This is a genomic window from Streptomyces sp. NPDC096046 (genome assembly GCF_040303285.1).
Lineage (GTDB): Bacteria > Actinomycetota > Actinomycetes > Streptomycetales > Streptomycetaceae > Streptomyces.
The window spans coordinates 131,296-155,419 of sequence record NZ_JBEOSZ010000001.1; the positions used below are offsets into that span (position 1 = coordinate 131,296).

Annotated in this window: 20 protein-coding genes and 2 pseudogenes; 11 read left to right on the forward strand and 11 right to left on the reverse strand. The window is 73.1% G+C overall.

Annotation, left to right across the window (positions count from 1 at the left end):
* The first annotated feature begins 428 nt into the window (after positions 1-428).
* Positions 429-1,226, forward strand: a complete 798-nt coding sequence (locus ABTX62_RS00650; RefSeq protein WP_352114146.1) for a hypothetical protein — start codon at positions 429-431, stop codon at positions 1,224-1,226.
* 15 nt (positions 1,227-1,241) lie between these two features.
* Here the strand turns inward: ABTX62_RS00650 and ABTX62_RS00655 are convergent, their stop codons facing one another.
* From ABTX62_RS00655 to ABTX62_RS00670, 4 genes are all read right to left on the reverse strand, one after another.
* Positions 1,242-2,033, reverse strand: coding sequence for a GAF and ANTAR domain-containing protein (locus tag ABTX62_RS00655; RefSeq protein ID WP_352114147.1), 792 nt, complete (start codon positions 2,031-2,033; stop codon positions 1,242-1,244).
* Positions 2,034-2,385: 352 nt separating this feature from the next.
* A complete protein-coding gene (locus ABTX62_RS00660; protein WP_352114405.1) occupies positions 2,386-3,132 on the reverse strand; it encodes a TIGR03943 family putative permease subunit in 747 nt (248 codons plus the stop codon).
* On the reverse strand, positions 3,129-4,136 hold the full coding sequence (locus tag ABTX62_RS00665; RefSeq protein WP_352114148.1) for a permease: 1,008 nt from the start codon (positions 4,134-4,136) through the stop codon (positions 3,129-3,131). The genes ABTX62_RS00660 and ABTX62_RS00665 overlap by 4 nt, the downstream gene beginning before the upstream one ends.
* A gap of 70 nt (positions 4,137-4,206) precedes the next feature.
* A complete protein-coding gene (locus tag ABTX62_RS00670) occupies positions 4,207-5,550 on the reverse strand; it encodes a helix-turn-helix domain-containing protein (RefSeq protein WP_352114149.1) in 1,344 nt (447 codons plus the stop codon).
* A gap of 128 nt (positions 5,551-5,678) precedes the next feature.
* Here ABTX62_RS00670 and ABTX62_RS00675 point away from each other — a divergent pair, with 128 nt between their 5' ends.
* Entirely contained in the window at positions 5,679-5,831 is a 153-nt protein-coding gene (locus tag ABTX62_RS00675; protein WP_283968298.1) for a hypothetical protein, read from the forward strand.
* 86 nt (positions 5,832-5,917) lie between these two features.
* Here ABTX62_RS00675 and ABTX62_RS00680 read toward each other — a convergent pair whose 3' ends face one another.
* Complete coding sequence (locus ABTX62_RS00680) at positions 5,918-6,979, reverse strand: serine/threonine-protein kinase (RefSeq protein WP_352114150.1); 1,062 nt, start codon at positions 6,977-6,979, stop codon at positions 5,918-5,920.
* A 65-nt stretch (positions 6,980-7,044) separates the two neighbouring features.
* Positions 7,045-8,250, reverse strand: a complete 1,206-nt coding sequence (locus ABTX62_RS00685; RefSeq protein ID WP_502997881.1) for a PP2C family protein-serine/threonine phosphatase — start codon at positions 8,248-8,250, stop codon at positions 7,045-7,047.
* Positions 8,251-8,611: 361 nt separating this feature from the next.
* Between ABTX62_RS00685 and ABTX62_RS00690 the strand changes: the two genes are divergently transcribed.
* Positions 8,612-9,052: a hypothetical protein gene (locus ABTX62_RS00690; protein ID WP_352114151.1), complete on the forward strand. Its 441-nt coding sequence runs from the start codon at positions 8,612-8,614 to the stop codon at positions 9,050-9,052.
* Between the two features lie 174 nt (positions 9,053-9,226).
* On the forward strand, positions 9,227-10,171 hold the full coding sequence (locus ABTX62_RS00695; RefSeq protein WP_352114152.1) for a hypothetical protein: 945 nt from the start codon (positions 9,227-9,229) through the stop codon (positions 10,169-10,171).
* On the opposite strand, the gene ABTX62_RS00700 is transcribed toward ABTX62_RS00695, so the two are convergent.
* Positions 10,068-11,417, reverse strand: a complete 1,350-nt coding sequence (locus ABTX62_RS00700; RefSeq protein ID WP_352114153.1) for an aminotransferase-like domain-containing protein — start codon at positions 11,415-11,417, stop codon at positions 10,068-10,070. The genes ABTX62_RS00695 and ABTX62_RS00700 overlap by 104 nt on opposite strands.
* Before the next feature lie 79 nt (positions 11,418-11,496).
* On the opposite strand from ABTX62_RS00700, the gene ABTX62_RS00705 reads away from it, so the two are divergent.
* Both ABTX62_RS00705 and ABTX62_RS00710 read left to right on the forward strand, forming a co-directional pair.
* Positions 11,497-12,306, forward strand: a complete 810-nt coding sequence (locus tag ABTX62_RS00705; protein ID WP_352114154.1) for an alpha/beta fold hydrolase — start codon at positions 11,497-11,499, stop codon at positions 12,304-12,306.
* A gap of 41 nt (positions 12,307-12,347) precedes the next feature.
* Complete coding sequence (locus tag ABTX62_RS00710) at positions 12,348-13,349, forward strand: endonuclease/exonuclease/phosphatase family protein (protein ID WP_352114155.1); 1,002 nt, start codon at positions 12,348-12,350, stop codon at positions 13,347-13,349.
* A 239-nt stretch (positions 13,350-13,588) separates the two neighbouring features.
* On the opposite strand, the gene ABTX62_RS00720 is transcribed toward ABTX62_RS00710, so the two are convergent.
* Complete coding sequence (locus ABTX62_RS00720; protein WP_352114156.1) at positions 13,589-15,682, reverse strand: PhoX family protein; 2,094 nt, start codon at positions 15,680-15,682, stop codon at positions 13,589-13,591.
* Positions 15,683-15,961: 279 nt separating this feature from the next.
* On the opposite strand from ABTX62_RS00720, the gene ABTX62_RS00725 reads away from it, so the two are divergent.
* From ABTX62_RS00725 to ABTX62_RS00735, 3 genes are all read left to right on the forward strand, one after another.
* Entirely contained in the window at positions 15,962-18,079 is a 2,118-nt protein-coding gene (locus tag ABTX62_RS00725; RefSeq protein WP_502997882.1) for a VWA domain-containing protein, read from the forward strand.
* Between the two features lie 169 nt (positions 18,080-18,248).
* On the forward strand, positions 18,249-19,964 hold the full coding sequence (gene metG, locus ABTX62_RS00730) for a methionine--tRNA ligase (RefSeq protein ID WP_352114157.1): 1,716 nt from the start codon (positions 18,249-18,251) through the stop codon (positions 19,962-19,964).
* Between the two features lie 146 nt (positions 19,965-20,110).
* Complete coding sequence (locus ABTX62_RS00735) at positions 20,111-20,476, forward strand: PH domain-containing protein (protein WP_221758613.1); 366 nt, start codon at positions 20,111-20,113, stop codon at positions 20,474-20,476.
* Here ABTX62_RS00735 and ABTX62_RS00740 read toward each other — a convergent pair.
* Together ABTX62_RS00740 and ABTX62_RS00745 are read right to left on the reverse strand one after the other, a co-directional pair.
* Complete coding sequence (locus ABTX62_RS00740) at positions 20,434-20,685, reverse strand: DUF397 domain-containing protein (protein ID WP_352114158.1); 252 nt, start codon at positions 20,683-20,685, stop codon at positions 20,434-20,436. The two genes, ABTX62_RS00735 and ABTX62_RS00740, sit on opposite strands and share 43 nt — an antisense overlap.
* Positions 20,682-20,990: pseudogene (locus ABTX62_RS00745) on the reverse strand (Scr1 family TA system antitoxin-like transcriptional regulator); the annotation flags it as partial. The gene ABTX62_RS00740 and the pseudogene ABTX62_RS00745, both read right to left, overlap by 4 nt.
* Before the next feature lie 87 nt (positions 20,991-21,077).
* Between ABTX62_RS00745 and ABTX62_RS00750 the strand changes: the two are divergent.
* Together ABTX62_RS00750 and ABTX62_RS00755 are read left to right on the forward strand one after the other, a co-directional pair.
* Positions 21,078-21,569: pseudogene (locus ABTX62_RS00750) on the forward strand (ATP-binding protein); the annotation flags it as partial.
* Between the two features lie 263 nt (positions 21,570-21,832).
* The gene (locus ABTX62_RS00755) at positions 21,833-22,141 is read left to right on the forward strand and encodes a hypothetical protein (RefSeq protein WP_352114426.1); all 309 of its coding nucleotides are present in this window, start codon (positions 21,833-21,835) and stop codon (positions 22,139-22,141) included.
* Between the two features lie 191 nt (positions 22,142-22,332).
* Here the strand turns inward: ABTX62_RS00755 and aspS are convergent, their stop codons facing one another.
* The gene (gene aspS / locus ABTX62_RS00760) at positions 22,333-24,096 is read right to left on the reverse strand and encodes an aspartate--tRNA ligase (protein ID WP_352114160.1); all 1,764 of its coding nucleotides are present in this window, start codon (positions 24,094-24,096) and stop codon (positions 22,333-22,335) included.
* Between the last annotated feature and the right edge of the window lie 28 nt (positions 24,097-24,124).

The following is a 24,124-nucleotide window of genomic DNA, read 5'->3' on the forward strand; positions in this document are numbered from 1 at the left end:
TCGGAGGCGAGCACCACACGGCGAAGCCCCGGGGCACTCGCCCCGGGGCTTCGGACATCTGGGTCAGCTGTCAGCGCGCCGGGACACTCTCCGGCGTCGTCGTGGCGGACGGGAACGGCTGGACGCGCTGCATGGGCGTGACCGTAACAGGCAGGCCCGGGGCGGGGCGACGGGTTTTCCGGCGGGCGGGTGCGGACCCCGCACGGTCGGTCCACTCGGCGGGTGGCGCTGCGTCGGCAGGGCCACGTACCGCGCGAACTCCCGGGTGGCCGGGGCGAGACCGTCGGTGCCGTCCCGGTCCGTTCACCCGGACGGACCGTATCGCTGGTGGGCGGGCGGTCGCGGTGGTGCCGTAAGAGCACGTACCCGATCGTGGAGAGCCCGCCCCGCCCGGCGGCGCCTCCATGACCCCCGCAGGAGGCACCCCGATGACGCACCCTCCGGCCCCCCGTGCCCTCCTCGCCTCCGCGCTGTCCGTGACCGCCCTGCTGGCCACGGCCGGCTGCTCCGTCGGGGACGAGCCACGGCCCCGGTGGTTCTCCGCCTCCCCGGCCGTCTCCGCGTCGGCCACGGCCGCGTCACCCGCCGACGAGCAGCCCGCCGGTTCCGGGGCCGCCCTCACCGAGGCGCAGGCCCGGGCGGCGCTGGTCACCGAGACCGATCTGGGGGAGCCGTGGGGGCCGACCCGTGGCGCGCGGACCTGGCGGGACGGGCTGCTGAAGGCGACCACGGAGAAGCGGGACTGCCAGCGGCTGCTGGACGTCCTGTACACGGAGGAGCCCTTCGGCGCCCCGAAGGGGCCGCAGGCGACCTCGGCGCTCGACGACGGGGACACCGACGCCCAGCTGCGTTACCGGGTCGCCGCCCATCGCCCGGCGGACGTGGACCGCGCGCTGGGCTGGATGAAGTCGCTGCCCGGCAGGTGCGGCCGGTTCACGGCCGCGACCACCCGCGGCGGCATCCAGAACGTCGAGGTCCACGACCTGCCGCTGTCAGCGGTGGGGGACGCCCGGCAGGCCCTGCGGGTCACGCTGGCCGGCGAGTCGGAGGAGGGGGAGCTGACGTACCTCACGATGGACCTCGCCGCCGTCCGCGTCGGCGAGGAGGCGATCACCCTCACCAACGGAGGCCTCGGCGAGGTGTACACCGAGGTGACGCAGCAGGTCGCGCAGCTCGGGGCGCAGCGCCTGGCCGAGCTGACGAAGCGGGGCAGGGCCGAGATCTGACGCCCCCGGCCGGGTTCAGTAGCGGTCGAAACGCGTGCGGTGGGCGGTCACGTCCCGTGCCACGTCCAGAGCCGTGCGCCCGTGCGCGAAGGCGTCCGCCCGCAGCCGCGCGAGCGCGTCGTCCGCGCCCACGCCGAGCTGGGCCATGATCATGCCGACGGCCTGGTAGACCTCGTCGTGGTCCGCGGCCAGCCCGCTCAGCCAGTCCTCCCCGCCCCGTGTCCCGGGCTCGTCCCCGTGCGGCAGTGCCATCAGGGCCACGGTCATGACACCGGCCACGATCCGGGCCACGTGCAGCTGGCGGTCGCTGAGTCCGCCCGGGCGGTCGCGGTACAGGTCGAGGGTGCCCACGCACACCGCGCCGCTGCCCAGCGGCACCGCGTACACCGCCCGCACCCCGGCCTCCGTCGCCTGCTGGGCGAAGACCGGCCAGCGTCCCGCGTCACGGCCCGTGGTCAGGTCGCAGGCGAGTACGGGGGCGCCCGCCTCCAGTGCGCTCTGGCAGGGGCCGTCACCGAGAGTGGCCTGGATCTGCGCCAGGCGCGCGGCCTGCGCGCTGCTCGCGCTCAACTGCAGGGGCATGCCCTGGCTGCGCAGCGACACGCTCGCGCCGGTCACCGGCAGCAGTTCCACCGCGACCGCGCACAGCCGCCCCGGCACCTCTCCCGGTGCCGCGCCCCGCACCCCTCTGGCGATCACGTCGGCGGCCCGGACTCCGTCCGGGTCCGGGCCTGCTCCCTCGCTACGGCCGGGCCCCGGGTCGCCGCCGTGGGCGCCTCGCGGGTCGTCCCTGGGCCGCACGGCCACCGCCTCCTTCGATCACCGCGGCTTCCACCGTCGCCGTTCGTTTCCGGGCGGACCGCGAGCCGGGCAGGCCGCCGGAACTCGACCCGGCGAGCGGTCCGTCGGGGGACCGGCCGCACGGTTCGCCGGTGCGCGGCCGCACGGCCGGGCGCGAGGCCGACCGGGACGGCCGACCCGCCAGCGCGGCACCCCGCCCGGCGCCGGGCCGGCATCAGCGCCCACGACCTCGCCCGATGCCCGCCGGGCACCGCACCCGACACCCGCCCGGATCGCTCCGAGCCCTCCCGGAGCCCCCGACTACCCGTGGGCAGGGGGGCAAAACCCGCGCGCGGGGCCGTGGCCGTGGCGGGCGGCCTCAGCGCCTCTCGTACGGGCTGTCCGGCTGCGGAACCCGCCGTACGGAGAGGACGTCGACGACCGGCGGCCAGGCTTCGTCCGAGCCGAGGCTCCCCTCGGGATGCCACCTGCCGGTGACCGTCACCCAGGTGTCGACCGGCGGGGCCTGCGCGCCGCGCACCTCGGCCTTCGCGCTCGTGGCGTCGGCGGCGCAGCAGGAGACGAGGAGGCGGGTGACGTACCAGGTGCCGTCGTCGTCGCGGGTGACGAAGCCGGTGAGCCGGACCGTACGGCCGTGCAGGGAGCGGCCGCTGTCGTAGACCGCCCGGGAGCCGAACTCTCCGAGGCCGAGATCGACCGGGTCACCCGCCGGCAGGGCCGGGAAGGTGCCGACGCCCTGGATGGCACGCCGGTCCGCCTCACGCTGCGCGCTGTAGGAGCCGAGGGCGGGCGGCGGGAACAGCAGGAGGGCGAGGGCGGGCAGGGTGAGGAACCAGGCGACCCGGGGTCCGGCGGCGCCGTGGCCGTGCTCGTGCGTCGCGGCCTCCGGCGCACCCTCGTCGGCCTCGACGCCCTCGTCGGTCTCCGCACCGCGTGTCAGCACCGCCACCACCACCGCCAGCAGCACCAGCGCCACCCCGGAGATCACCAGGTACGGCCGCAGTCCCGCCTGCACGTACCGGAGGTACAGCTCGCCGAAGAGCGACACCCGCAGGATCGCCGCGCCCACGAGCGCGAGCAGTACGGCCGGTCCGTAGCGCCTCACAGCAGCCACCACCCCACCAGGACGCTGCTCCCCACGGCGACCACCCACGTCGCCGCCGAGAACCGCACCGCGAAGGCCCTGCCGAACGTGCCCGTCTGCAACGCGATCAGCTTCAGGTCGACCATCGGCCCGACCACCATGAAGGCCAGTCTCGCCGTGGGGGAGAAGCCGCTCAGCGACGCCGCCACGAACGCGTCGGCCTCACTGCACACGCACAGCACGACCGCGAGCAGCGCGAGCAGCAGCACCGACAGCCAGGCCGACCCGGTGAACACCTCCAGCACCGACCGCGGCACGACGATGTCGAACGTCGCCGCGGCCGCCGCCCCGAGGACGAGGAACCCGCCCGCGTGCAGGAAGTCGTGCTGAAGCCCCGAGACGAAGGCGCGCGGACCGCCGGCCGGCGTGCGCCCCCCGTTCCGCTTCGGCAGCCGCAGCCACTTCTCCCGCCCGAAGCGCGCCCACAGCCAGCCCATCACCACGGCCGTGCCGAGCGAGGCGAGGAGCCGGCCGAGAACCATCTCCGGCTGCCCCGGGAAGGCGATGGACGTCGCCACGAGGACGACGGGGTTGATCGCGGGCGCCGACAGCAGGAAGGCCAGCGCGGCGGCGGGTGCGACACCCCGCCGCATCAGGCTCCCCGCCACCGGCACGGACGCGCACTCACAGCCGGGCAGCACGACCCCGGCGGCCCCGGCGACCGGCACGGCGAGCACCGTACGGCGGGGCAGCAACCGCTGGAACACCCGCTCGGGCACGAACGCCCCGATCGCCGCCGACACGACCGTGCCCAGCAGCAGGAACGGCACGCCCTGGACCGTGATGGCGGTGAACACCGTCCACCAGGCCGCGACGGGCGGGGTGTAGAGGTCGAGCGCCAGCATCGGCCCGAGCACCGACACCACCGTCGCGACGGCGAGCAGCGCGCCACCGCCGAGCACGGCGTACACCAGGGCCCGCAGGCCGAGCCGTATGCCGTCGGCCACCGTTCGTTGGTTCTCCACGCGCCCGCCCCGGTCGTTCACTTCCAGGGAGGGAGGCTAACCCGTGCGGCGGTGTCAGGGCCCGGTGCCCTCACAGGGGAGGCTGTGCGGGCGCGGGGCCGAGGGTCGTGGTGCCGGGGGCCGTACGGTGCCCGAGGCCCGTCCGGTAGGCGTCCAGGGCCGCTTCCACCCGGCCGGTCCGCCGCAGCAGGTCGCCCAGCAGCCGGCACAGGTCGGCCAGGTCACCGGCGGCGCCGGCCCGTTCCAGCAGGCTCAGGGCACGGACGTAGTGCTCCTCGGCGTCCTCTGTACGGCGGGCGTCCTCGGCGATGATGCCGAGCAGCCGGTGCGCGGCGGCGGAGTGGACGGCGCCGCGCTCGGGGGACAGGTGCCCGAGGACGTCGTGCAGCAGGGCTGCGGCCTCGTCGGACCTGCCGCGCTTGTGCAGCACGTCGGCCAGCTCCACGGCGACCTGGCTGCTGTACAAGGCGGCGCGCTGGGCCGACAGCATGCCGAGGGCCTCCCGCAGCTCGGCCTCGGCGCGCTCCAGTTGCCCGTCCTGGGCGTAGACGTAGCCGCGCATCCAGTGGCAGTTGGCGAGTTCGGTGCGCAGTTGCAGACCCCGGTACAGTTCGGCGGCCTTGGCCAGGGAGGCGTCGGCCTCGGCGAGGCGCCCCTCGGCGACCAGGGTGCGGGCGACGGACCGGTGCATGCGGGCGACCAGGGCGGGGTCGCCGGACTGCGGGGCCAGCGCCAGGGCGAACTCGGCGGCCTGGGCGGCCCGGGCGTGCGCGCCCATGTCCATGTACGGGCCGATGGCGCTGGCGTAGAGCAGCAGCAGGGCGTCGGGGTCGTGCAGTCCGCCGCGGTTGAGTTCGTCGAGGGTCGTCTCCAGCAGGTAGACGGCGTAGCGCAGTTCACCGGCGAGGTAGTGGGCCACGGCCCGGCCGCGCAGGGCGGGGACCCGGGCGGGCAGCGGCGCGTCGGCCAGACGCTCCTCGGCCCGCTCGAAGTACTGCCGGCCGGCCACGAGCTCGCCCGTCTCCAGGGCGCACTCGCCGAGCCCGAGCAGCGCGGCGGCCTGCTCCCCGGCCAGCCCCTGCGTCTCGGCCTCGACGAGCAGCTCGGCGTACTGTGCGGCCGCCGCCTCGGCCTCACCGAGCGCGAGGGCGCGCTGCGCCTCGGTCAGCCGCAGCCGCAGTCCGGTGACGAGCCGGGCCGAGCGCCCGCCGGCGAGCTCGTCGAAGGCGACGCCGAGCCGTTCCGCGAGATGCCGCAGGGCGTCGTCGGAGGGCCGCACCCGGCCCGACTCCAGGGTGGAGATGTAGGCCGGTGTGTACACGGGTTCCGCCAGCTGCCGCTGGGTCAGTCCGCGTTCCACACGCAACCGCTGCACCCGGCGACCGATGGTCCCCGGATCGTCACGCTCCCCCACGCCAACTCCCCCTGCACCTCTTGCCGTTCGACCTGAACTGCCCCTAGGTTAAACGGAGTGTTAAGCCGGATTGTCGAACCCGCTTAACACGCCGCCGCCATAGTCGCCGCCCCAGTTGCGAGGTCGCCGTGCTCGAACGCACACGCACCGCCGAGCGGTACGCCCGAGGCTTCACCGCCGCCCTCGTCGCCGTGGCGACCCTGCTGCTCGCGGCGAACGCGGGTCCGGCACGAGCCGAGGCACCCCAACACGGCCCGCGAACCGTCGCGGACTCCCGCTGACCCGACCCGAACCGTCGCAGACTCCCGCTGACCCGACCCGAACCGCCGCGTCGCACCAGCGGCCCACGGCACCGTTCCCCCGTGGCTCAGCCCTGGATCTGCAACTGCCTGAGCTGCCGCTGCACATGGTCCAGCGCCCCTTCGCGCCGCCCGGGCACCCTGCCGCGCAACGCGGCGAGCGCGGACCCCAGTTCGCGGGCGGGGACGGTGTCGCGGACCTGCCCCCACTGGTGGTGCGCCCGGTCCACGGCGGCCTCCACGGCGGGGGCGTCCGGCGCCTGCCCGGCGTTCAGGCGGGCGGTGGCGATCGACAGCCAGGTGTGGCAGCTGCGGGCGGCGTCCCCGGCGAACATCGCCAGGTCGGCGCGTACTTCGGCCCAGTGCAGGGCCTCCTCGGAGGCGGGTCCGTGCGCGGCGACGGCGAGCTGCTCGTGCCGGGCGGCGAGCGCGTCGGCGTCGGCGTGCCGGCCGGACTGGACGGCAGCGGTGATCGCGGCGTGCGGATCACCGCCCGTCGGGCCCGGGATGCTCAGCACCAGGTCCGTCCCCGCGCTCTCCGGCGCGATCCGGGTCAGTGCCTGCTGGTGCAACTGCTCGGCCGGCGGCCGGAACCCGCTGCGCAGGATCGTCGCGACGGCCTTCATGTACGCCGGCTGCGCGACCGTGCGCCGGGAGGGCGGTGGGGCGATGCGACCGTGAACGGCGTTGCCGCGGCCCGAGTCCAGCGGAGTGCCGCGCAGCAGCTCCCAGGTCTCGGCGTCGGCGTGCAGGTCGAGCAGGAGGGTCGTGGCACCGGCCGGCCGCAGCCGCAGTTCCTCCCGGAACCAGTGCCAGGGGAACGCCGTGTAGCGGGCGGTGGAGGCGGTGGTGCGCGCCAGTGCGAGGTGGGGCAGGCGCTGCCGGCGGTCGAGCTGGAGCTGGCCGGTGACGTACACGGTGAGGGGGCCGGGGGCCGCGGCGGCGGCGCGCAGGCGGGTGAGGACGGCCTGCGGCTCCAGCGGGTCGGCGAGTTCGACGACGTTCGCGGTGTCGGTGCCGGACAGCACGCCGGGCGCCACGGCGGCGAGAACGGGGAGCACGGAGGCGGCGTCCACCAGGCGCCCCTTGCCCACCGGCGAGGCCGCCAGCAGCAGCACGGTTCCGGGCATCGCCCCACCCCCTGTGTCGATCACGTACGTCAGCACCGTAACGGCTGCGGCCGCACAGGGGGGTCTCAGGGCCGCGAACGTCCCCCTTCGGGGGCTTCGCACCGGGCTCTCCTGCGGACGGCGAACACCGTGGTGTCGTCGACGAGGTGCCCGCCGCCGTGCCGCAGCGTGCCGTCCCTGACGAAGGCCGCCAAGCGGGCCGGTCCGGCGGTGCCCGGGTCCTCGGCGACCGCCCGGGCCAGCTCGTCGGCGAGCGGGTAGAACGCCCCGGTGCCGTCCCGGGTCTCCGTCACCCCGTCCGTCACCAGCAGCAGCGTCTCGTCACCGCTGATCCGCCACCGCCGGATCTCTGCGGGCCCGGGTGCGAGGCCCCGGAAGCCGAGCGGCAGCCCCGCACCGGCCGACAGGGTACGCACCCCTCCCCGCCCGACGGCGAGCGGCGGTTCGTGCCCGAACAGCAGGACGTCCACCGCCTCCTGGTCGTCGTCGGGGAAGGCGAGCAGGACGGCCGTGGCGAACCGGTCGCCGTCCGAGCGGCCGAGGGCGACGGTGTGCCCGCGATGCCGGGTCATCCGTGTCTCCAGCCGCTCGGCGACCGTCGCCAGGTCCGCCTCGTGGTACGCGGCCTCGCGGAACGTGCCGAGCAGCGCGGCCGCCGCCTCCACCGCGCCCAGGCCCTTGCCCTGCACGTCGCCGACCAGGACGCGGGTGCCGTGCGGGCCGGGCTGGATGTCGTAGAAGTCGCCGCCGACACGGGCGTGGGCGTCGGCGGTGAGGTAGACACCGGCGTGGTCGAGGCCGCCCCAGCCGTCGGGCAGCGGGCGCAGTACCGTGCGGCGGATGGTGTCGGTGACGTCGCCCATGTGCAGGGCGCGGCGCTCGTCGCGCACGCGGATCGCGCAGGCCAGGGTGGCGAGGATGCCGCCGAGGGCGACGAGGACGAAGTCGGCGCGCCCGGCCCGGTATTCGTGCGGCCAGGCGCTGTCGGCGACGACGTACGTCACCAGGGAGAGGACCGCGAACAGGGCCGTGCCCCGCACCCCGCAGATCGAGGCGGCGATGGCCGGTACCAGCACGATCCAGGAGATCATCCGGAACTCGCCGATGGTGTGGTAGTCGGCCACCGCGATGGCGACGAGGAGCAGCAGCGGCGGCAGCCAGGCCACGCTGCGGCCCCGCACCCGCAGCAACTCCTGCCGCCGCACGGCCGCCGGGCCCCCGGCCCGGGCGTACCGGACGAGCGGGCCGGGGGCCCGGCGGTGGCGGCTCACCGCCCCAGCGAAACACGGGGCGGGACGGGCCGCATCCCGCTCCGCGCGCGGAAACGGGATGCGGCCGACTGCCGGGGGCCTCCGGCCGGGACTCCGCCGACCTGCCGACGACCTCCAGCCGGGACTCCGCCGACCTGCCGAGGCTCCCGGCCGGGACTCCGCCGACCTGCCAACGACCCCCGGCCCGGACTCCGCCGACCTGCCAACGACCCCCGGCCGAGACTCCGCCGACCTGCCGGGGCTCCCGGCCCGGGCGCCGCCGACCTGCCGACGACCTCCGGCCCGGGCGCCGCCGACTTGCCAGGGGTCCCCGGCCGGTGTGCCCTGGATCCAGGGGCAGGGGACAGAGAGGAGAGCTGTCATGGCTCATGCGGCACCCGCCTCACGCACGCTGACCACGTCTCGTCGCAGGCCCGATGTCTTCAGTGCGCGCACCCACGCCGCCGCGAAGGTCGCGCTGCCCGTCGTCCTCGGGTTGGTCTACGGCTTCTGGGCCGCGGCCAACCAGCGCCACGGCGGGCCCATCACGGGCTGGAACCTGCTGTTCGGCTTCGTCACGGCGCTCGTGTTCGCCGTGGCCTTCGCCGCCGTGTGGCAGCTGTCCCCGCGGCTGCCCCGCGAACTGCACGCGCTGAGCTGGGGCGTCCTGACGGGATGTGCGGTCGGCTTCCTCTACAGCCAGACCGGTGCGTCCGTGTTCAGCTCCAGCGGCCTGGGGCTGCTGGTGGGGGCGGGCGTCATGGCGATGGTGTTCTACCGCTTCTACACACACGAGGACGCCGCGGGCCGGCGCCTCGACTGAGGTGTGCGGGACCCCCGTTCGGAGCAGCCCGCCGTCGGACCGGGGAGGCGTCGCTCTTCGCAGGTGGGGAGGCCGTTCGACGCGGCGGGCGGGCGGCCGGACGCCGTCGCACCGCTCGCGGGGCGGGGCCGGGGCACCTTGCCTGGAAGGGTGTCCCGGCGCAACCGGGCGCCCGTGTCCGAGAAGGCGCCCCCACGATCGCGGAACGTCCTGTCGGCCGTTCTGCTCGTCCTGGCGTGCCTGCTCCTGCCCTTCGGGGCGCTCGCGTCCTGGGCCGCCCACGGAATGACCGACACCGGCCGCTACGTCCGGACGATGGCGCCGCTCGCCACCGACCCGGACGTGCGGCGGGCGGTCGCGGACGCCGTCGGGGAGGGCGTGATGCGGGAGGCCGGGCACAAGCTCGACACCGGTCCGCTGCGCGGGGCGGTCGGGCCCTTCGTGCACGACGCGGCGCGCTCCTTCACCCGCACCGAGGCCTATCGCGCTGCCTGGGACGCGTCGAACCTGGCCGTGCACGACGCGGTGCTGCGCGCCCTGCGCGACGACGGCGCCCACGGCGCCCCGGTCACCGTCGACCCCGCCCCCGTCATCGCCCGGATCAAACAGCGACTCGCCGACGACCACGTGTCGTTCGCCCACCGCATCCCGGTCACGCACACGCGGATCCCGGTGCTCACGGCCGCGGACGTGGACCGACTGCGCACGGGGTACCACGTGCTGGACACCGCCGCCTTCTGGCTGCCGCTCGCCACCGGCGTCCTCGCGGTCGCCGGGATCGCCGTCGCCGCGTGCCGCCGCCGCGCGGTCACCGCCCTCGGACTGGGTACGGCCCTGGGCGGGGCCCTGCTGGTCCTCGCCGTCGCGATCGGCCGCCGCCTCACCCTGGCCGACCTGCCCGACGCGCCGCACCGCCCCGCCGCGGGCGCGGTCTACGACGCCCTCACCTCCACCCTGCGCGGGGTGTCGTGGCTGCTGTGCGTGCTGGGCCTGACCGTGGCGGCCGTCGCCTGGGTCACGGGCCGGTACGCTCCCCGGCTCGCCGCGCGGCGACCCGCGCGAGCGTCCGCAGCGCCCGTCGCAGATCCGGCTCCGGAGCCGACGCGAGCCCGATCCTGACGGCGTCGGGCGTGTGCCCGGGGGCGACGGCGAAGTCGGGGCCGGGTGTGACGGCGATGCCGTGCGCCGCGGCGGCGGCCGTGAAGGTGTCGGCGCGCCACGGGGCGGGCAGCTCCCACCAGGCGAAGCAGGCCCCCGGGTCGGACCGTACGGCGAAGCCCGCGAGTTCCTCGGCGAGGATCCGCTGCCGCCGTGCCGCGTCCGCCCGCTTGGCCTCCACCAGCCGCGCCACCGTTCCCTCCCCAACCCACCGCACCGCCGCCTCCAGCGCGAACCGCCCCGCGCTCCAGCCGCCCGACCGCACGGCTCCCGCCACGGCGGCGACCCGGTGCGGCGGCACCACGAGGAATCCGACGGTGAGCCCCGGGGCGACCCGCTTGGAGAGCCCGTCGACGACGTGGGTGAGGGCCGGGGCGTGCGCGGCGAAGGGATCGCCCGGCTCCCGGAGGAAGGACCAGATGCGGTCCTCCACCACGGGCAGGTCCAGGTCGTGGACCAGCTGGGCGAGGTGCAGCAGCCGCGGCCGGCCGGTCGTGAGGGACGTCGGGTTGTGCAGCGTCGGCTGCACGTAGAGGGCGGACAGCGGCGCCGTGCGGTGCGCCGCGGCGACGGCCTCCGGGAGCAGTCCGGCCGCGTCCCCGGCCAGCGGCACCAGCCTGATGCCGAGCCGCGCCGCGATCTCCTTGACCAGCGGATACGTCAACTGCTCCACCCCGACCCGGCCGCCGGGCCGGACCAGCGAGGCGAGGACGGCGGCGATGGCCTGCCGGGCGTTGCCGGTGAACAGCAGCCGCTCGGGGGCGGGGCGCCAGCCGGGAGTGGTGAGCAGCGCCGCCGCGGCCTCCCGCGCGGCCTCGGTGCCGGTGGCGGCGGCCGGTAACAGCGCCTCGGCCAGCACGTCGGGGCGCAGCAGCGGGGCGAGCACGGGGGCGAGAAGCTCCGCCTGGCCCGGGGCGGAGGGGTAGTTGAGCTCCAGGTTGACGTGTGCGGCGCCCGGAGCGGCCTCGGTGAGCGTCCGCCCCGCCCGGCCCACCGCCGGGGCGGCCCGTACGAAGGTGCCCCGCCCGACCTCCCCTACGACCAGCCCGCGCCGCACCAGTTCGCCGTAGACCCGCCCCGCCGTGGACGGGGCGACGCCGCGGCGGCGTGCGAACGCCCGCTGGGTCGGCAGCCGTTGGCCCGGCCGCAGCCGTCCGGTGGCGATGTCGTCGGCGATGCGGTCGGCGATACGCCGGTAGTCACTCATCGGCCGGTCTCCCCCTTGGATTGCACCGAGAGCAAAGATCTTATTGCACCGAGTAGTTGGGCGGCCTAGGGTCGACGCCATGGCACCCTTCCTCGCATACGAGGACAAAGGCCCCGATACCCATCGGGTGCCCCTGGTCCTCGTCCACGGCCACCCCTTCGACCACACGATGTGGGCTCCCCAGCTCGACAGGTTCCCGGGTACCCGCCGCGTCATCGCCCCCGACCTGCGCGGCTACGGCGCCTCCCCGACGACCCCGGCCGTCCCGGACTTCTCCGCGTTCGCCCGGGACATCGAGGCCCTGCTGGACGAGCTGGAGGTCGAGTCGTTCGTCCTCGCGGGCCTGTCGATGGGCGGCCAGATCGTCATGGACTGCTACCGCCTGTTCCCCGAGCGGGTCCGCGGCCTGGTCCTCGCGGACACCTTCCCGTCGCCGGAGACCCCCGAGGGCGTGCGCACCCGGGACGCGGCGGCGGACCGCCTCCTCGCGGAGGGCATGCGCGGCTACGCCGACGAGGTCCTGGAGCGGATGGTCGCCCCGTACGCGTCCGCCGCGGTCAAGGCGCACGTCCACGGCATGATGACCGCCACCGCCCCCGAGGGTGCCGCCGCGGCCCTGCGCGCCCGGGCCCGCCGCCCCGGCTACGACACCCTGCTGACCCGCGTCACCGTCCCGGCCCTGGTCGTCGTGGGAGCCGACGACACCTTCACGCCGGTCTCCGACGCCCGGGCCATGCACGCGGCCCTCCCGGACGCGGAACTGCACGTCATCGAGGGCGCGGCCCACATGCCGAACCTGGAACGCCCGGAGGTGTTCGACCAGGCGCTGGAGGCGTTCCTGGCCCGGGTCGACGCCCGGCAACCCTCCACCGCCCCACCCCGTCTCTGAGGGAGGATGCGGGAAACCCACCCCGAACGGAAGGCCGGGCCTTGGACACCGCCGCTGCCGAGTGGACCGCCAGGGACGACGGGTGCGAGGACCGTCCGCCCCGACGGCGGCTCGGCGCCTGGTGCGCCGGCCTGCTGTTCACCTGCGTGAGCGTGGTCGTCGGTTTCCGCGCCGCCGACAGCGACGGCATCACCCCCGTCCCGCAGCTCCTCGCCTTCCTCCCCTGGCTGCTCGTGCCCACCGGCGCGGGACTGCTGCTCACCCTGCTGTCCCGCCGGTGGCTCGGCACCGTCTGGGGAGTGGTCCTGCTCGGCCTGCTGGCCTGGTACATCGAGCCGTACGGCAAGGTCGGCGACCCCGTGGGCCGTCCGGTCGCCGAACTGCGGGTGCTGACCTCCAACGTCGAGTTCGGCCAGGGCACCGCCTCCCTCGTCACCGCCGTCCGCCGCGAGAAGCCGGACGTGGTCTTCGTCGAGGAGTGCGACCCCGCGTGCGACGCCCTGCTCGAGCGGGACCTCGCCCAGGACTTCCCGCACCGCCGGGCCGTGGAGGGCGGCGGCTCCGAGGGCTCCGTCATCCTCAGCCGCTTCCCACTCCGGCCCGCCGAGGGCGTGCGCGGCACGATGGGCATGCCCGGGGCGGTCGCCGACGTCGACGGGCACGCCGTACGCCTCCAGCTCGCCCACCCCATGCCCCCTCTGCCCGGCCAGGTGGACGTCTGGCGCCGGGAGCTGGGCGCCCTGCGCGACGCGGCCGCCGCCGGCCCCGGCACCCCCCTCGTCCTGGCGGGCGACTTCAACGCCACCCAGGACCACGCGGCCTTCCGCCGCATCCTCGACACCGGCCTGCACGACGCCGCCCGCCTGGACGGCGCCGACCGCACGGCCACCTGGCCGGCTGTCACGGCCCCCACGTTCGGCGCGCAGATCGACCACGTCCTGGTGTCGGAGGACTTCGGAGCGAGCCGTACCCGCGTCCTGGACCTGTCCGACACCGACCACCGCGCGGTCGTCACCGACCTCACGCTCCACGAGGGCCGCTGACCGGGCCCGGTGCGCGCACACGGATACGGCCGCCCCGCGCAGCGGGACGGCCGTATCGGCATGGGGTCTCAACGGGCGGACGTCTCCAGGGCCTTGTTCATCGCCGCCGCCGGACCGCCGGCCCACAGCCGGCTGACGCGGGACCGTTCGGTCGCGTCCGGGACGGCGCCGGTGCGGGACGGGCCGGGGCCGCGGTGCGTGTCACCGCCCGTCGGCCGGCCTGCCGGTGACGACCCGGCTCAGACGCCGATGTCACACCCGTCGGCACGCCACACGGTCACGACGGCCGGGCGGACGTACGTCCCCGGTCCGTCGGGCCAGGTGCTGGCGGGCTCCTCCACGGACGCGCCGTCGACCTCGCCCGGGTGCTGCACGGCCACCAGGACGCGCCGGTCCTGGATGATCGGGCCGCACGTCTCGGCGCCCTTCGGCACGGTCAGGAACTGCTTGAGCTCACCGCGCCGCTCACCCCGGGTCGCCACACCGAACAGGCCGTCGTGCGAGCCGAGCGCGGAACCGTCGGTGGAGATCCACAGGTTGCCGTAGGAGTCGAAGGCCAGGTTGTCCGGGCAGGAGATGGCGCTCACGCCGTCCTTCGGGAAGCCCGCGAAGTACGTCGCCGGGTCCTCCGGGTCACCGGCGACGAGGAACAGCGACCAGGCGAACCTCGTGCTCTCCGGCCGGTTCCACCGCTCGGTCAGCTCCAGCACGTGCCCGTGCTTGTTGGCGTTGCGCGGGTTGGCCTCGTCCGCCGTGGCGTTGGCGCCGACGCCACGGGCGGAGTTGTTGGTCAGGGCGACGTACACCTTGCCGGTCACCGGGTTGGGCTCGATGTCCTCGGGCCGGTCCATCTTGGTGGCGCCCACCTTGTCACCGGCGAGCCGCGTGAAGACGAACACCTCCTCGGCGCTCATCCCCGGCACGTGCGAGACGGCGCCCTTCGCGGTCGCGGTGGCCAGCGGAATCCACTCGCCGCTGCCGTCGAACTCGCCGTCGCCCGGCAGCTTGCCCGTGCCGTCGATCTCGATGGCGGGAGAGTCCCCGGTGAGCTTGGCGACGTACAGCGTGCCCTCGGAGAGCAGGGAGAGGTTGTGCTCGCGCACGGCACGCGAAGACCCGTGCCGCATCCGCTTGCTGCCGACGAACTTGTAGAAGTAGTCGAACCGCTCGTCGTCACCGGAGTACACGACCGGCCGGCCGTCGTGCGTCAGCCGCACGGTCGCGGCCTCGTGCTTGAACCGCCCGAGAGCGGTGTGCTTGCGCGGCGTCGACGTGGGGTCGTACGGGTCGAACTCGACGACATACCCGAACCGGTGCACCTCGTTCGGTTCCTGCGCGACGTCGAACCGCTTGTCGAACCTCTCCCACTTGCGCTCGGTGGCGCCGGTGCCGATCCCGTACCGCTTGTCGGTCGCCCGGCTGCTGTTGGCGAAGTACTGGTTGAAGTTCTCCTCGCCGTGCAGGGTCGTGCCCCACGGGGTGACACCGCCCGAGCAGTTGTTGAGGGTGCCGAGCACCTTGGTGCCGGTCGGGTCGGCGGAGGTCTTCACGAGGTCGGACCCGGCGGCGGGCCCGGTGAGCCGGAACTCGGTGGTGGCGGTGACCCGCCGGTTCAGCCGATGCCGGGAGACGGCGGTGAGCTTGCCGCTCCTGCGGTCCTCCTCCACCACGACCGCCGACAGGCCGTGCGCCGCCCAGGCGATCTCGGCCTGCTCACGGGTGGGGTTGGCGGAGTCGTACCCGCGGAACATCAGGATCTCGTCGGTGTACTCGTGATTGGCGACGAGCAGCTGCCTGTTCCGCTCCCCGCGCAGCGGCAGGAGAGCGAGGAAGTCGCAGTTGTACCCGAACTGACCGGCCTGGGCCTTGGCGGTCTGCCGCTCCGGGTCGAAGGCGGGCGCCCCGCGCAGGATGGGCTCGCCCCAGCGGATGACGACGTTCTGCCGGTACCCCTCCGGCACGGTCACGGCGTCGGCGGTGTTCGGCGCGACGGGCGCGAAGCGCAGCCCGCGCGCACCCTTGTTCTTGCGCCGGCCGGCCACGGAGGCGGCGGCGGAGGCCGGGCCGGCGGCCGGTGCGGCGGCGGCCTGCGGGGCCTGGGCGACCCCCGCGGCACCCGCTCCGGCGGCGGCCACCGTCACCACGGCCGCGGCCCGCATCATCGACCGGCGGCTGAGCGCACCGGCGATCACATCACCGACGTACTCGTTGGAGCTGGTGTTGGGCACCTCATGGAAGCAGGCGTCACCACACCGGAAACGACAGGTCATGGCGGACCGGCCGCCAGGGTGCGAACCGGACGGCGTTCCGATCAACGGCAGCAGTTTGCGCACTTTACTCTCCCCATGGATGCCCTAGGTGTCAGCGAGACCGTAGGGGCACATATGTGCGGTAGCCGGGCGCCCTGATGAACAGCGAGTGAACCCGTCGCTGCCGTACGGGGGTTGCCGCCCTTCAGCATCGCGACACCCGGACAGGCCGGATGCCCTCTTGACAGGATGGACCTGGCACAACAGACCCTGCCCAAGATCACACAGGAGGGCCGCTAACCTTACGTGTCCGTCCTGGCCAGGGATTGACGGGCTTCAACTCACGCGAAGGGTTGCGCGCACATGGGCATTCTCACTCTCTTGCGGAACGCGTTCGGACGGTCACGCAAGTCACGGACCGTCGAGGCCGAGGGTGCGGCGCGGACGACGACCGCCGGTGAGACCAGCGGGACCGACGGCGGAACCGCCGAGCACACCGGCCCCGACACTCTCGCACCTGCGGAAGGGACACCGGCCGCGGCCCCCTCCGCGGACCCGAAGGTCCCGTCCCCCTCCCCGGAACCGAAGCCCGCACCGACGGCGAGCGTCCCCGAGCCCCGCCCGTCGTCCTCCGACCACCACGACCTGGTGTCGGCGGCCTTCGACCATGTGGCGGTCCCGAGGCCCGCACGGTCGGCGGAGGAGGAGCCGACGGTGAAGCCGCCGTCCGCCGAGGAGACGGCTGTCGGTGAGACGGCTGTCGAGGACCGACCGGCAGGGGCTGAGGAGCGGGAGACCCCGGAGGAGCCGGGGAAGGCTGCCGAGCCGGCTGAGGCTGCTGAGCCGACGGAGGCTTCGCAGCCGGCCGTGGCGGAGAAGGCGACCGAGGCGCCGGAACGGGCCGTAGCGGAGGAGCCGGGCGAGGCCGAGGCGACTCCGGCGGAGACGGTGGAGGCGGAGGCCGCACCGGCAGAGGAGCCGGTCAAGACGAAGGCCGCACCGGCAGAGGAGCCGGTCAAGACGAAGGCCGCACCGGCAGAGGAGCCGGTCAAGACGGAGGCCGCACCGGCGGAAGAGGCGCAGTCGGAGCCCACCGCGACGACCGACGCGAAGGCATCGGCAGAGGCGGACGCGCCTGCGGACACGACGGAAGCGGAAGCTCAAGCAGAAGCAGACGTCGAGGCGGAGGCCGAGCCCGAGCCGAAGTCCGAGACGCCCGCCGAGCCGAAGCCCGAGCCCACCCCGGCGGAGCCGGAGGCCGCGGAACCGGCAACTTCGGGGGCTCCCGCTCCGAAGGCCGATTCGAAGCCCGAGGCGGACTCGAAGCCCGAGGCGGAACCGGCGCCCGAAGCCGAGGTCGAGGTCGAGGTCGAGGTCGAGCCTACGGCCGACGCGAAGCCGGAGGCCGAAGCCGAGTCCACGGCCGCCCCGGAGCCGAAGGCCGACCCCAGCACCAAGCGGAAGGCCGCGCCGAAGGGCGAGTCCGGCACAGGGACGAAGTCCAAGACGGCCCCCGAGGCCGAAGCCGACGCCGCACCCGCCGCCAAGGCACCGGCCAAGCCCAAGCCGAAGTCCGAGGCCACGCAGAGGGCAGCCGAACCGAAGGCCGAAGCCAAGACCACCCCCAAAGCAGCCGAACCGAAGGCCGAGACCAAGACCACCCCCAAGGCAGCCGAACCAAAGACCGAGACCACCCCCAAGGCAGCCGAACCGAAGGTCGAGACCACGGCCAAGACCACCCCCAAGGCAGCCGACCCGAAGGCCGAGGTCGATGCGGCTTCCGAACCCGCGGCCGCCGACGACGCAGCCGAGGCCGGGCCCGCCCTCCCCCTCACCCGCGTCAAGACCCGCGCCCCGGGCCTCACCACCGCCTACAAGGCCGCCACCGCCACCCTTGAGGCCCACAGCCTCACCGGCAGCCGGGCCAAGGTCTACCTCGTCCTCGACCGCTCCGCCTCGATGCGCCCGTACTACAAGGACGGCTCCGCCCAGGCCCTCGCCGAGCAGACGCTCGCGCTCGCGGCACACCTCGACCCCGAGGCCACCGTCCCGGTCGTCTTCTTCTCCACCGAACTCGACGGCACCGGCGAGATCACCCTCGCCGAGCACGAGAACAAGATCGACGACCTGCACGCGGGCCTCGGCCGTATGGGCCGCACCAGCTACCACGCGGCGGTCGAAGCCGTCCTCGCCCACCACGACAAGACGGCCGAACCGGCCGCCCCCGCCCTGGTGGTCTTCCAGACCGACGGCGCCCCGGACGCGAAGACCCCCGCCACCCAGGCCCTCACCGAGGCCGCCAAGACCCACCCCGCCGTCTTCTTCTCCTTCGTCGCCTTCGGGGACCCGGAGAACAAGGCCTTCGACTACCTCCGCAAGCTCAAGACCCCGAACACGTCCCACTTCCTCGCCGGCGAAACCCCCCGCGAGCTCACGGACAAGGAGCTCTACGAGGGCGTCCTGGCGAACTGGCGCCCCTGACCCCTCACCCGGGGCTCCACCCCGGGCCCACCCGGCCCCGACGCCGCCCGCTCCCACCCCGCAAAAGGGGAGGCGGGCGGCGTACCCGTGTCAGCTACGATTTCAAGGTTCGTAGACGACCCCGACCACGAGATCGTCACCCCACGTAGCGACTTGGGAGCAGCCCGCGATGGCTCGACACCTCATCACCAGCGCCCTTCCGTACATCAACGGGATCAAGCACCTGGGCAACATGGTGGGGTCCATGCTCCCGGCGGACGTGTACTCCCGCTACCTGCGCCAGCGGGGCCACGAGGTCCTCTACATCTGCGCGACGGACGAGCACGGCACCCCCGCGGAGCTCGCGGCCAAGGAGCAGGGCATCCCGGTGGACGCGTTCTGCACCGAGGCGCACCACCAGCAGAAGGCGATCTACGACGGCTTCAGCCTGGCCTTCGACTACTTCGGCCGCAGTTCCTCACCGCAGAACCACGAGATCACGCAGGAGATCGCCCGCGAGCTGAAGGCGAACGGCTTCATCGAGGAGCGCGCGATCCGCCAGGTGTACTCGAACGCCGACGGCCGCTTCCTGCCCGACCGCTACATCATCGGCACCTGTCCGCACTGCGGCTACGACAAGGCCCGCGGCGACCAGTGCGAGAACTGCACGCGCGTCCTGGACCCGACGGACCTGATCGACGCCCGCTCCGCGATCAGCGGCAGCAGCGACCTGGAGGTCCGCGAGACCAAGCATCTGTTCCTCCTCCAGTCGGCCCTCGCCGGCGAGGTCGAGGCATGGGTCGACGAGCGCGCCGACAACTGGCCCGTCCTCGCCTCCTCCATCGCCCGCAAGTGGCTCACCGAGGGCCTGCACGACCGGGCGATCACCCGCGACCTGGACTGGGGCGTCCCGGTCCCGGCCGACACCTGGCCGGACCTCGCCGCCGAGGGCAAGGTCTTCTACGTCTGGTTCGACGCCCCGATCGAGTACATCGGCGCGACGAAGGAGTGGGCGGACCAGGACCCGGAGAACCGCGACTGGCGCTCCTGGTGGTGGGAGTCGGACGCGAACGTCCACTACACGCAGTTCATGGGCAAGGACAACGTCCCCTTCCACAGCGTGATGTTCCCGGCGACCCTGCTGGGCACCCGCACCCCGTGGAAGAAGGTCGACGTCATCAAGGCCTTCAACTGGCTGAACTACTACGGCGGCAAGTTCTCCACGTCCCAGCGCCGGGGCGTCTTCACGCACGACGCCCTCGACATCCTGCCCGCCGACTACTGGCGCTACTTCATGATGGCGAACGCCCCGGAGTCGGACGACTCGTCCTTCACCTGGGAGCACTTCACCGCCACGGTGAACAAGGACCTGGCCGACACCCTCGGCAACTTCGTCAACCGCGTCCTGTCGTTCTCCAAGAAGCGCTTCGGCGAAGAGGTCCCGGCAGGCGCCGAACCCGGCGAGGCGGAGACGAAGCTGGGCGAGGAGATCGCCCGCCTGCTCGCGGAGTACGAGTCCCAGATGGAGGCCATCCAGTTCCGCAAGGCGGCGGCCGCGCTGCGCGCCCTGTGGTCGGCGGGCAACTCCTACCTGGAGGAGAAGGCCCCCTGGCTGGAGATCAAGACCAACCCCGAGGGCGCCGCGCTCACCCTGCGCACGGCGATGAACCTGATCCACCTCTACGCCGTGGTCTCCGAGCCGTTCATCCCGACCTCGGCGAAGAAGATGCGCGAGGCGTTCTCCCTGAAGGACGACACCGCGCTGTGGGTCACCGCGGACGAGGCGCGCTCCCTCACCGCCGTCCCGGCCGGCACCCCCTTCACCATCCCGCCGGTCCTGTTCGCCAAGCTCACGGACGAGGACCTGGAGTCGTACAAGGAGCGCTTCGGCGGCGAGCCGGCGTAACCACCGCCCCGCACCCGCCCCTAGGGGGACCTCCTCCTGGGGGCGGACCCGTTTCCCGATCGGCTCGCCCTTGGGCCTGTCGCCCCACGGAGGTCTCTGTTCGTAGGATGAGCGAGGCATCCGGCCAACCGAACGGGGGATCACCGATGGCACTCTTCGGCAACGCGCACACCGTGAACCCGCAGTCCGCCCAGCAGGACTACGCCCGTCTCCTGGGTCACGGCGAACAAGTCCACGCGGCCTACCTCCTGATCCGCGACACGATCCTCTTCACCGACCGCCGCCTGATCCTGATCGACAAGCAGGGCATCACCGGCAAGAAGGTCGAGTACCACTCGGTCCCCTACCGCAGCATCACCCACTTCGCGGTGGAGACGGCCGGCACCTTCGACCTCGACGCCGAACTGAAGATCTGGATCTCCGGCACCCCGACCCCCATCGAGAAGACCTTCACCAAGGGCGTCGACATCTACGAGGTCCAGGCGATCCTGACGCAGTTCGTGGCGCGCTGACGGCTTTTCGCGGCGTAGGGCACGAAGTCCGCCCACGCCCTGGGCGTGAGCGCCAGCCGGGGGCCCTCGACACTCTTCGAGTCGCGGACGTGCACGGTGCCGGGGGTGACGGCAAGCTCCACACAGGAGTTGCCGTCGTTTCCGCCGCTGTAGCTGCTCTTGAACCACGCCAGTTCGGAGGTGTCCCCGGCGGTGCTCTCGCGGATCATGTCTCTCCCAGCAGTTGCTCGACGAAGGCCAGCGACTCCCGTGGGGAGAGCGCCTGAGCCCGGATGGTGCCATACCGCAGCTCAAGGATGCGCAGGTGTTTGGGATCGGAGGTCGGCCGACCGCTGAACGCGCCGTCGGAGCGGCCCACAGCCGAACCATCCGCGAACTTCAGAAGCTCGATCTTGCCGTCCATCCCGGAATGGGTCTCGCAGTTCAACGGCATCACCTGAAGAACGACTACCGCACCCCTCTGTCGTACCGCCTGCCGTAACGCCCTTACCCGAGGCCTGCTTCCGACGGTCCGGACAACGGCCGACACACCTCGGACAGTCACCCTACGTATCGACGCTTTCACTGTTCACGGCAAGCGCGCACCGCCACGCTCGGTGACGTGAACCAGGAACAGTCCACTCAACTTCTCTCGTCCACCGACCACTTCGGCGTTCTGCTCTCCTCCACACCGCGCGGCGCCCGCCTCGCCCGGCTCCTCGCCACGGACTGGATGCGCACCCGCGGCCTGCCCCACCGCGTCACCGTGGCCGCCGAGCACCTCGTCGCCGAACTCGCCACGAACGCCGCCACTCACGGGCGACTCCCCGGACGCGACTTCCGCCTCGCCCTCCTGGGCCGCGGCGCGGCCCTCCGCATCGAGGTCACGGACACCCGCGGTGACGACCTCCCCCACCGCCGGCCGCCTGCCCCCGACGCCGAGTCCGGACGCGGCCTGCTCCTCGTCGAGGCCTTGGCCGATCGCTGGGGCGTGAAGCTCGGGCCGGTCCCCCGCAAGACCGTATGGGCGGAACTCGACCTGTCACGCACGCTACCAGCGCAAACGGCACAGGAACCGGAACCCGACCGCGTGCGTTCCGGTACCGCATGTGATCTCCCCCAAGGAACACGAGAGGGAAAGAAACCGCACCAAGCCCCCCGCCCACGGCACACGCTCACTCGCCCGAGTGAACATCACCAACTGAGCTGGATTCGCCACCGGTTGCCTGCCCTACGCTCAGCGCAACGCCCTGCGGCACAAGCGGCACGGCACAACAACCCCAGACACGCAACGGCCCTCGCAGGGACTGGCATCCCAGTGCGAGGGCCTGACCACCAAGGAAGCAGCACCTTCCCGATGGACACCCAAGCCCTAGCGTGCGCCCGCACGCTCAGTCCCGTAACAGCGGGAAAAACCACCCCTCCAGGCACGCCCGCGCGAAGGGGCGCCCCGGCGGCGTCATCCACGACAACACCCGCCACACCACCCGCTTCACGGTGATCGGCAACCACCTCACCCAGCTCCCGCCCCTGCCGCCGTTCCGCACGCCCGAGCCGCCCCCGCCCGTCCGGCACCCACTCCGCAACTGCGACACCTGCGACCGCGGCTATCGCGGCCCCGACCCACACACCTGCCGGGACTGCCGCGAACGGTCGGCTTCGGTCCTCGCCAGTGGCCCCTGCTGACCCTGCGGCCGTTCGTCGCCGGAGCGCACAACATGCCGGTGATCACCGACCCGGGCCTTCTCATGTCCCGTCATGGGAAGGGAAGCCAGGGAGCGCGGCTGTGCGGGGCCTGGGTGAGAGCTGGGCAAGAGCCCTGGGTATGAAAGCGGCTCGGAACCGGCGCCGGTTCCGAGCCACTCCCGAGGGATCGCCTACTTCGGCTGCGGCTTGCGCACCGACAGGTGCAGCTCCTTCAGCCGCGCCTCCTCCAGCTCCGTCGGCGCGCCCATCATCAGGTCCTGGGCGTTGCCGTTGAGCGGGAAGGCGATGGTCTCGCGGATGTTGGGCTCGTCGGCGAGCAGCATGACGATGCGGTCGACGCCCGGGGCGATGCCGCCGTGCGGCGGGGCGCCGAAGCGGAAGGCGCGCAGCATGCCGGCGAACTTCTCCTCGACCGTCTCGCGGTCGTATCCGGCGATCTCGAAGGCCTTGAGCATGATCTCCGGCTCGTGGTTCCGGATCGCGCCGGAGGACAACTCGACGCCGTTGCAGACGATGTCGTACTGCCAGCCGAGGATGTCCAGCGGGTCCTGGCTCTCCAGGGCTTCCAGACCGCCCTGCGGCATGGAGAACGGGTTGTGCGAGAAGTCGATCGCGCCGGTCTCCTCGTCCTTCTCGTACATCGGGAAGTCGACGATCCAGCAGAACCGGAAGACGTTCTCCTCGAAGTGCCCGGCACGCTTGGCGGCTTCCACCCGCACCGCGCCCATGATCTTGGAGACCTCGTCGAACTCGCCCGCGCCGAAGAAGACCGCGTGGCCCGCCGCGAGCGAGAGGCGCTTGGTCAGCTCGGCGACGTTCTCCTCGGTGAGGAACTTGGCGATCGGGCCGGACAGCGAGCCGTCCTCGCCGACGCGGACCCAGGCCAGGCCCTTGGCGCCCTGCGAGACGGCGTAGTCGCCGAGCTGGTCGAAGAACTTGCGGGGCTGGGCGGAGACGTCCGGCACGGGCAGGGCCCGTACGTGCTTGCCGGCGAACGCCTTGAACTCCGAGCCCTCGAAGATGTCGGTGATGTCGACGAGTTCGAGCTGGGCACGAAGGTCGGGCTTGTCGGAGCCGTACTTCAGCATCGCCTCGCGGAACGGGATGCGCGGGAACGGCGAGGTGACGTGGCGGCCCTTGCCGAACTCCTCGAACAGCTCGGTCATGAGCTTCTCGACGGGCTGGAAGACGTCCTCCTGCTCGACGAAGCTCATCTCGATGTCGAGCTGGTAGAACTCGCCCGGCGAGCGGTCGGCCCGCGCGTCCTCGTCACGGAAGCAGGGCGCGATCTGGAAGTAGCGGTCGAACCCGGAGATCATCAGCAGCTGCTTGAACTGCTGGGGCGCCTGGGGAAGGGCGTAGAACTTGCCCGGGTTCAGGCGGGACGGGACGACGAAGTCGCGGGCGCCCTCGGGGGAGGTCGCCGAGAGGATCGGCGTGGCCATCTCGTTGAAGCCCAGCGCCGTCATCTTGTGGCGGATGGCCGAGATGACCGACGTGCGCAGCAGGATGTTGCGGTGCATGCGCTCGCGGCGCAGGTCCAGGAAGCGGTACTCCAGGCGCCGTTCCTCGTTGACCCCGTCCTCGGTGTTGATCGTGAAGGGCAGCGGCTGAGCGGCACCGAGCAGCTCGACCTCGCCCACCTCGACCTCGACCTCGCCGGTCGGCAGCTCGGGGTTGACGTTCTCGGCGCCCCGGGAGACGACCTTGCCGTCGACACGGACCGTCGACTCCTTGGAGAGCTTGTCGAGGGCCTCGTAGGAGGGCGTGCCGGGGCGGGCCACGAGCTGCGTGATGCCGTAGTGATCGCGCAGATCGATGAAGAGGATGCCGCCCAGGTCGCGCCGATTGTGCAGCCAGCCACTCAGCCGGACGTCGCTGCCGACGTCAGAGGAGCGGAGCTCGCCGCAGGTGTGGGACCTGTACCGATGCATCGTCGTTCATCCAGTCTTCGCTGATCGG

Excerpts from the sequence above, each read along its gene's own strand:
- ABTX62_RS00650 (WP_352114146.1), top strand. The coding sequence starts at position 429 with ATGACGCACCCTCCGGCCCCCCGTGCCCTCCTCGCCTCCGCGCTGTCC.
- ABTX62_RS00680 (WP_352114150.1), bottom strand. The coding sequence starts at position 6,979 with ATGCCCGGAACCGTGCTGCTGCTGGCGGCCTCGCCGGTGGGCAAGGGG.
- ABTX62_RS00690 (WP_352114151.1), top strand. The coding sequence starts at position 8,612 with ATGGCTCATGCGGCACCCGCCTCACGCACGCTGACCACGTCTCGTCGC.
- ABTX62_RS00700 (WP_352114153.1), bottom strand. The coding sequence starts at position 11,417 with ATGAGTGACTACCGGCGTATCGCCGACCGCATCGCCGACGACATCGCC.
- ABTX62_RS00705 (WP_352114154.1), top strand. The coding sequence starts at position 11,497 with ATGGCACCCTTCCTCGCATACGAGGACAAAGGCCCCGATACCCATCGG.
- ABTX62_RS00725 (WP_502997882.1), top strand. The coding sequence starts at position 15,962 with ATGGGCATTCTCACTCTCTTGCGGAACGCGTTCGGACGGTCACGCAAG.
- metG (WP_352114157.1), top strand. The coding sequence starts at position 18,249 with ATGGCTCGACACCTCATCACCAGCGCCCTTCCGTACATCAACGGGATC.
- ABTX62_RS00735 (WP_221758613.1), top strand. The coding sequence starts at position 20,111 with ATGGCACTCTTCGGCAACGCGCACACCGTGAACCCGCAGTCCGCCCAG.
- ABTX62_RS00740 (WP_352114158.1), bottom strand. The coding sequence starts at position 20,685 with ATGATCCGCGAGAGCACCGCCGGGGACACCTCCGAACTGGCGTGGTTC.
- aspS (WP_352114160.1), bottom strand. The coding sequence starts at position 24,096 with ATGCATCGGTACAGGTCCCACACCTGCGGCGAGCTCCGCTCCTCTGAC.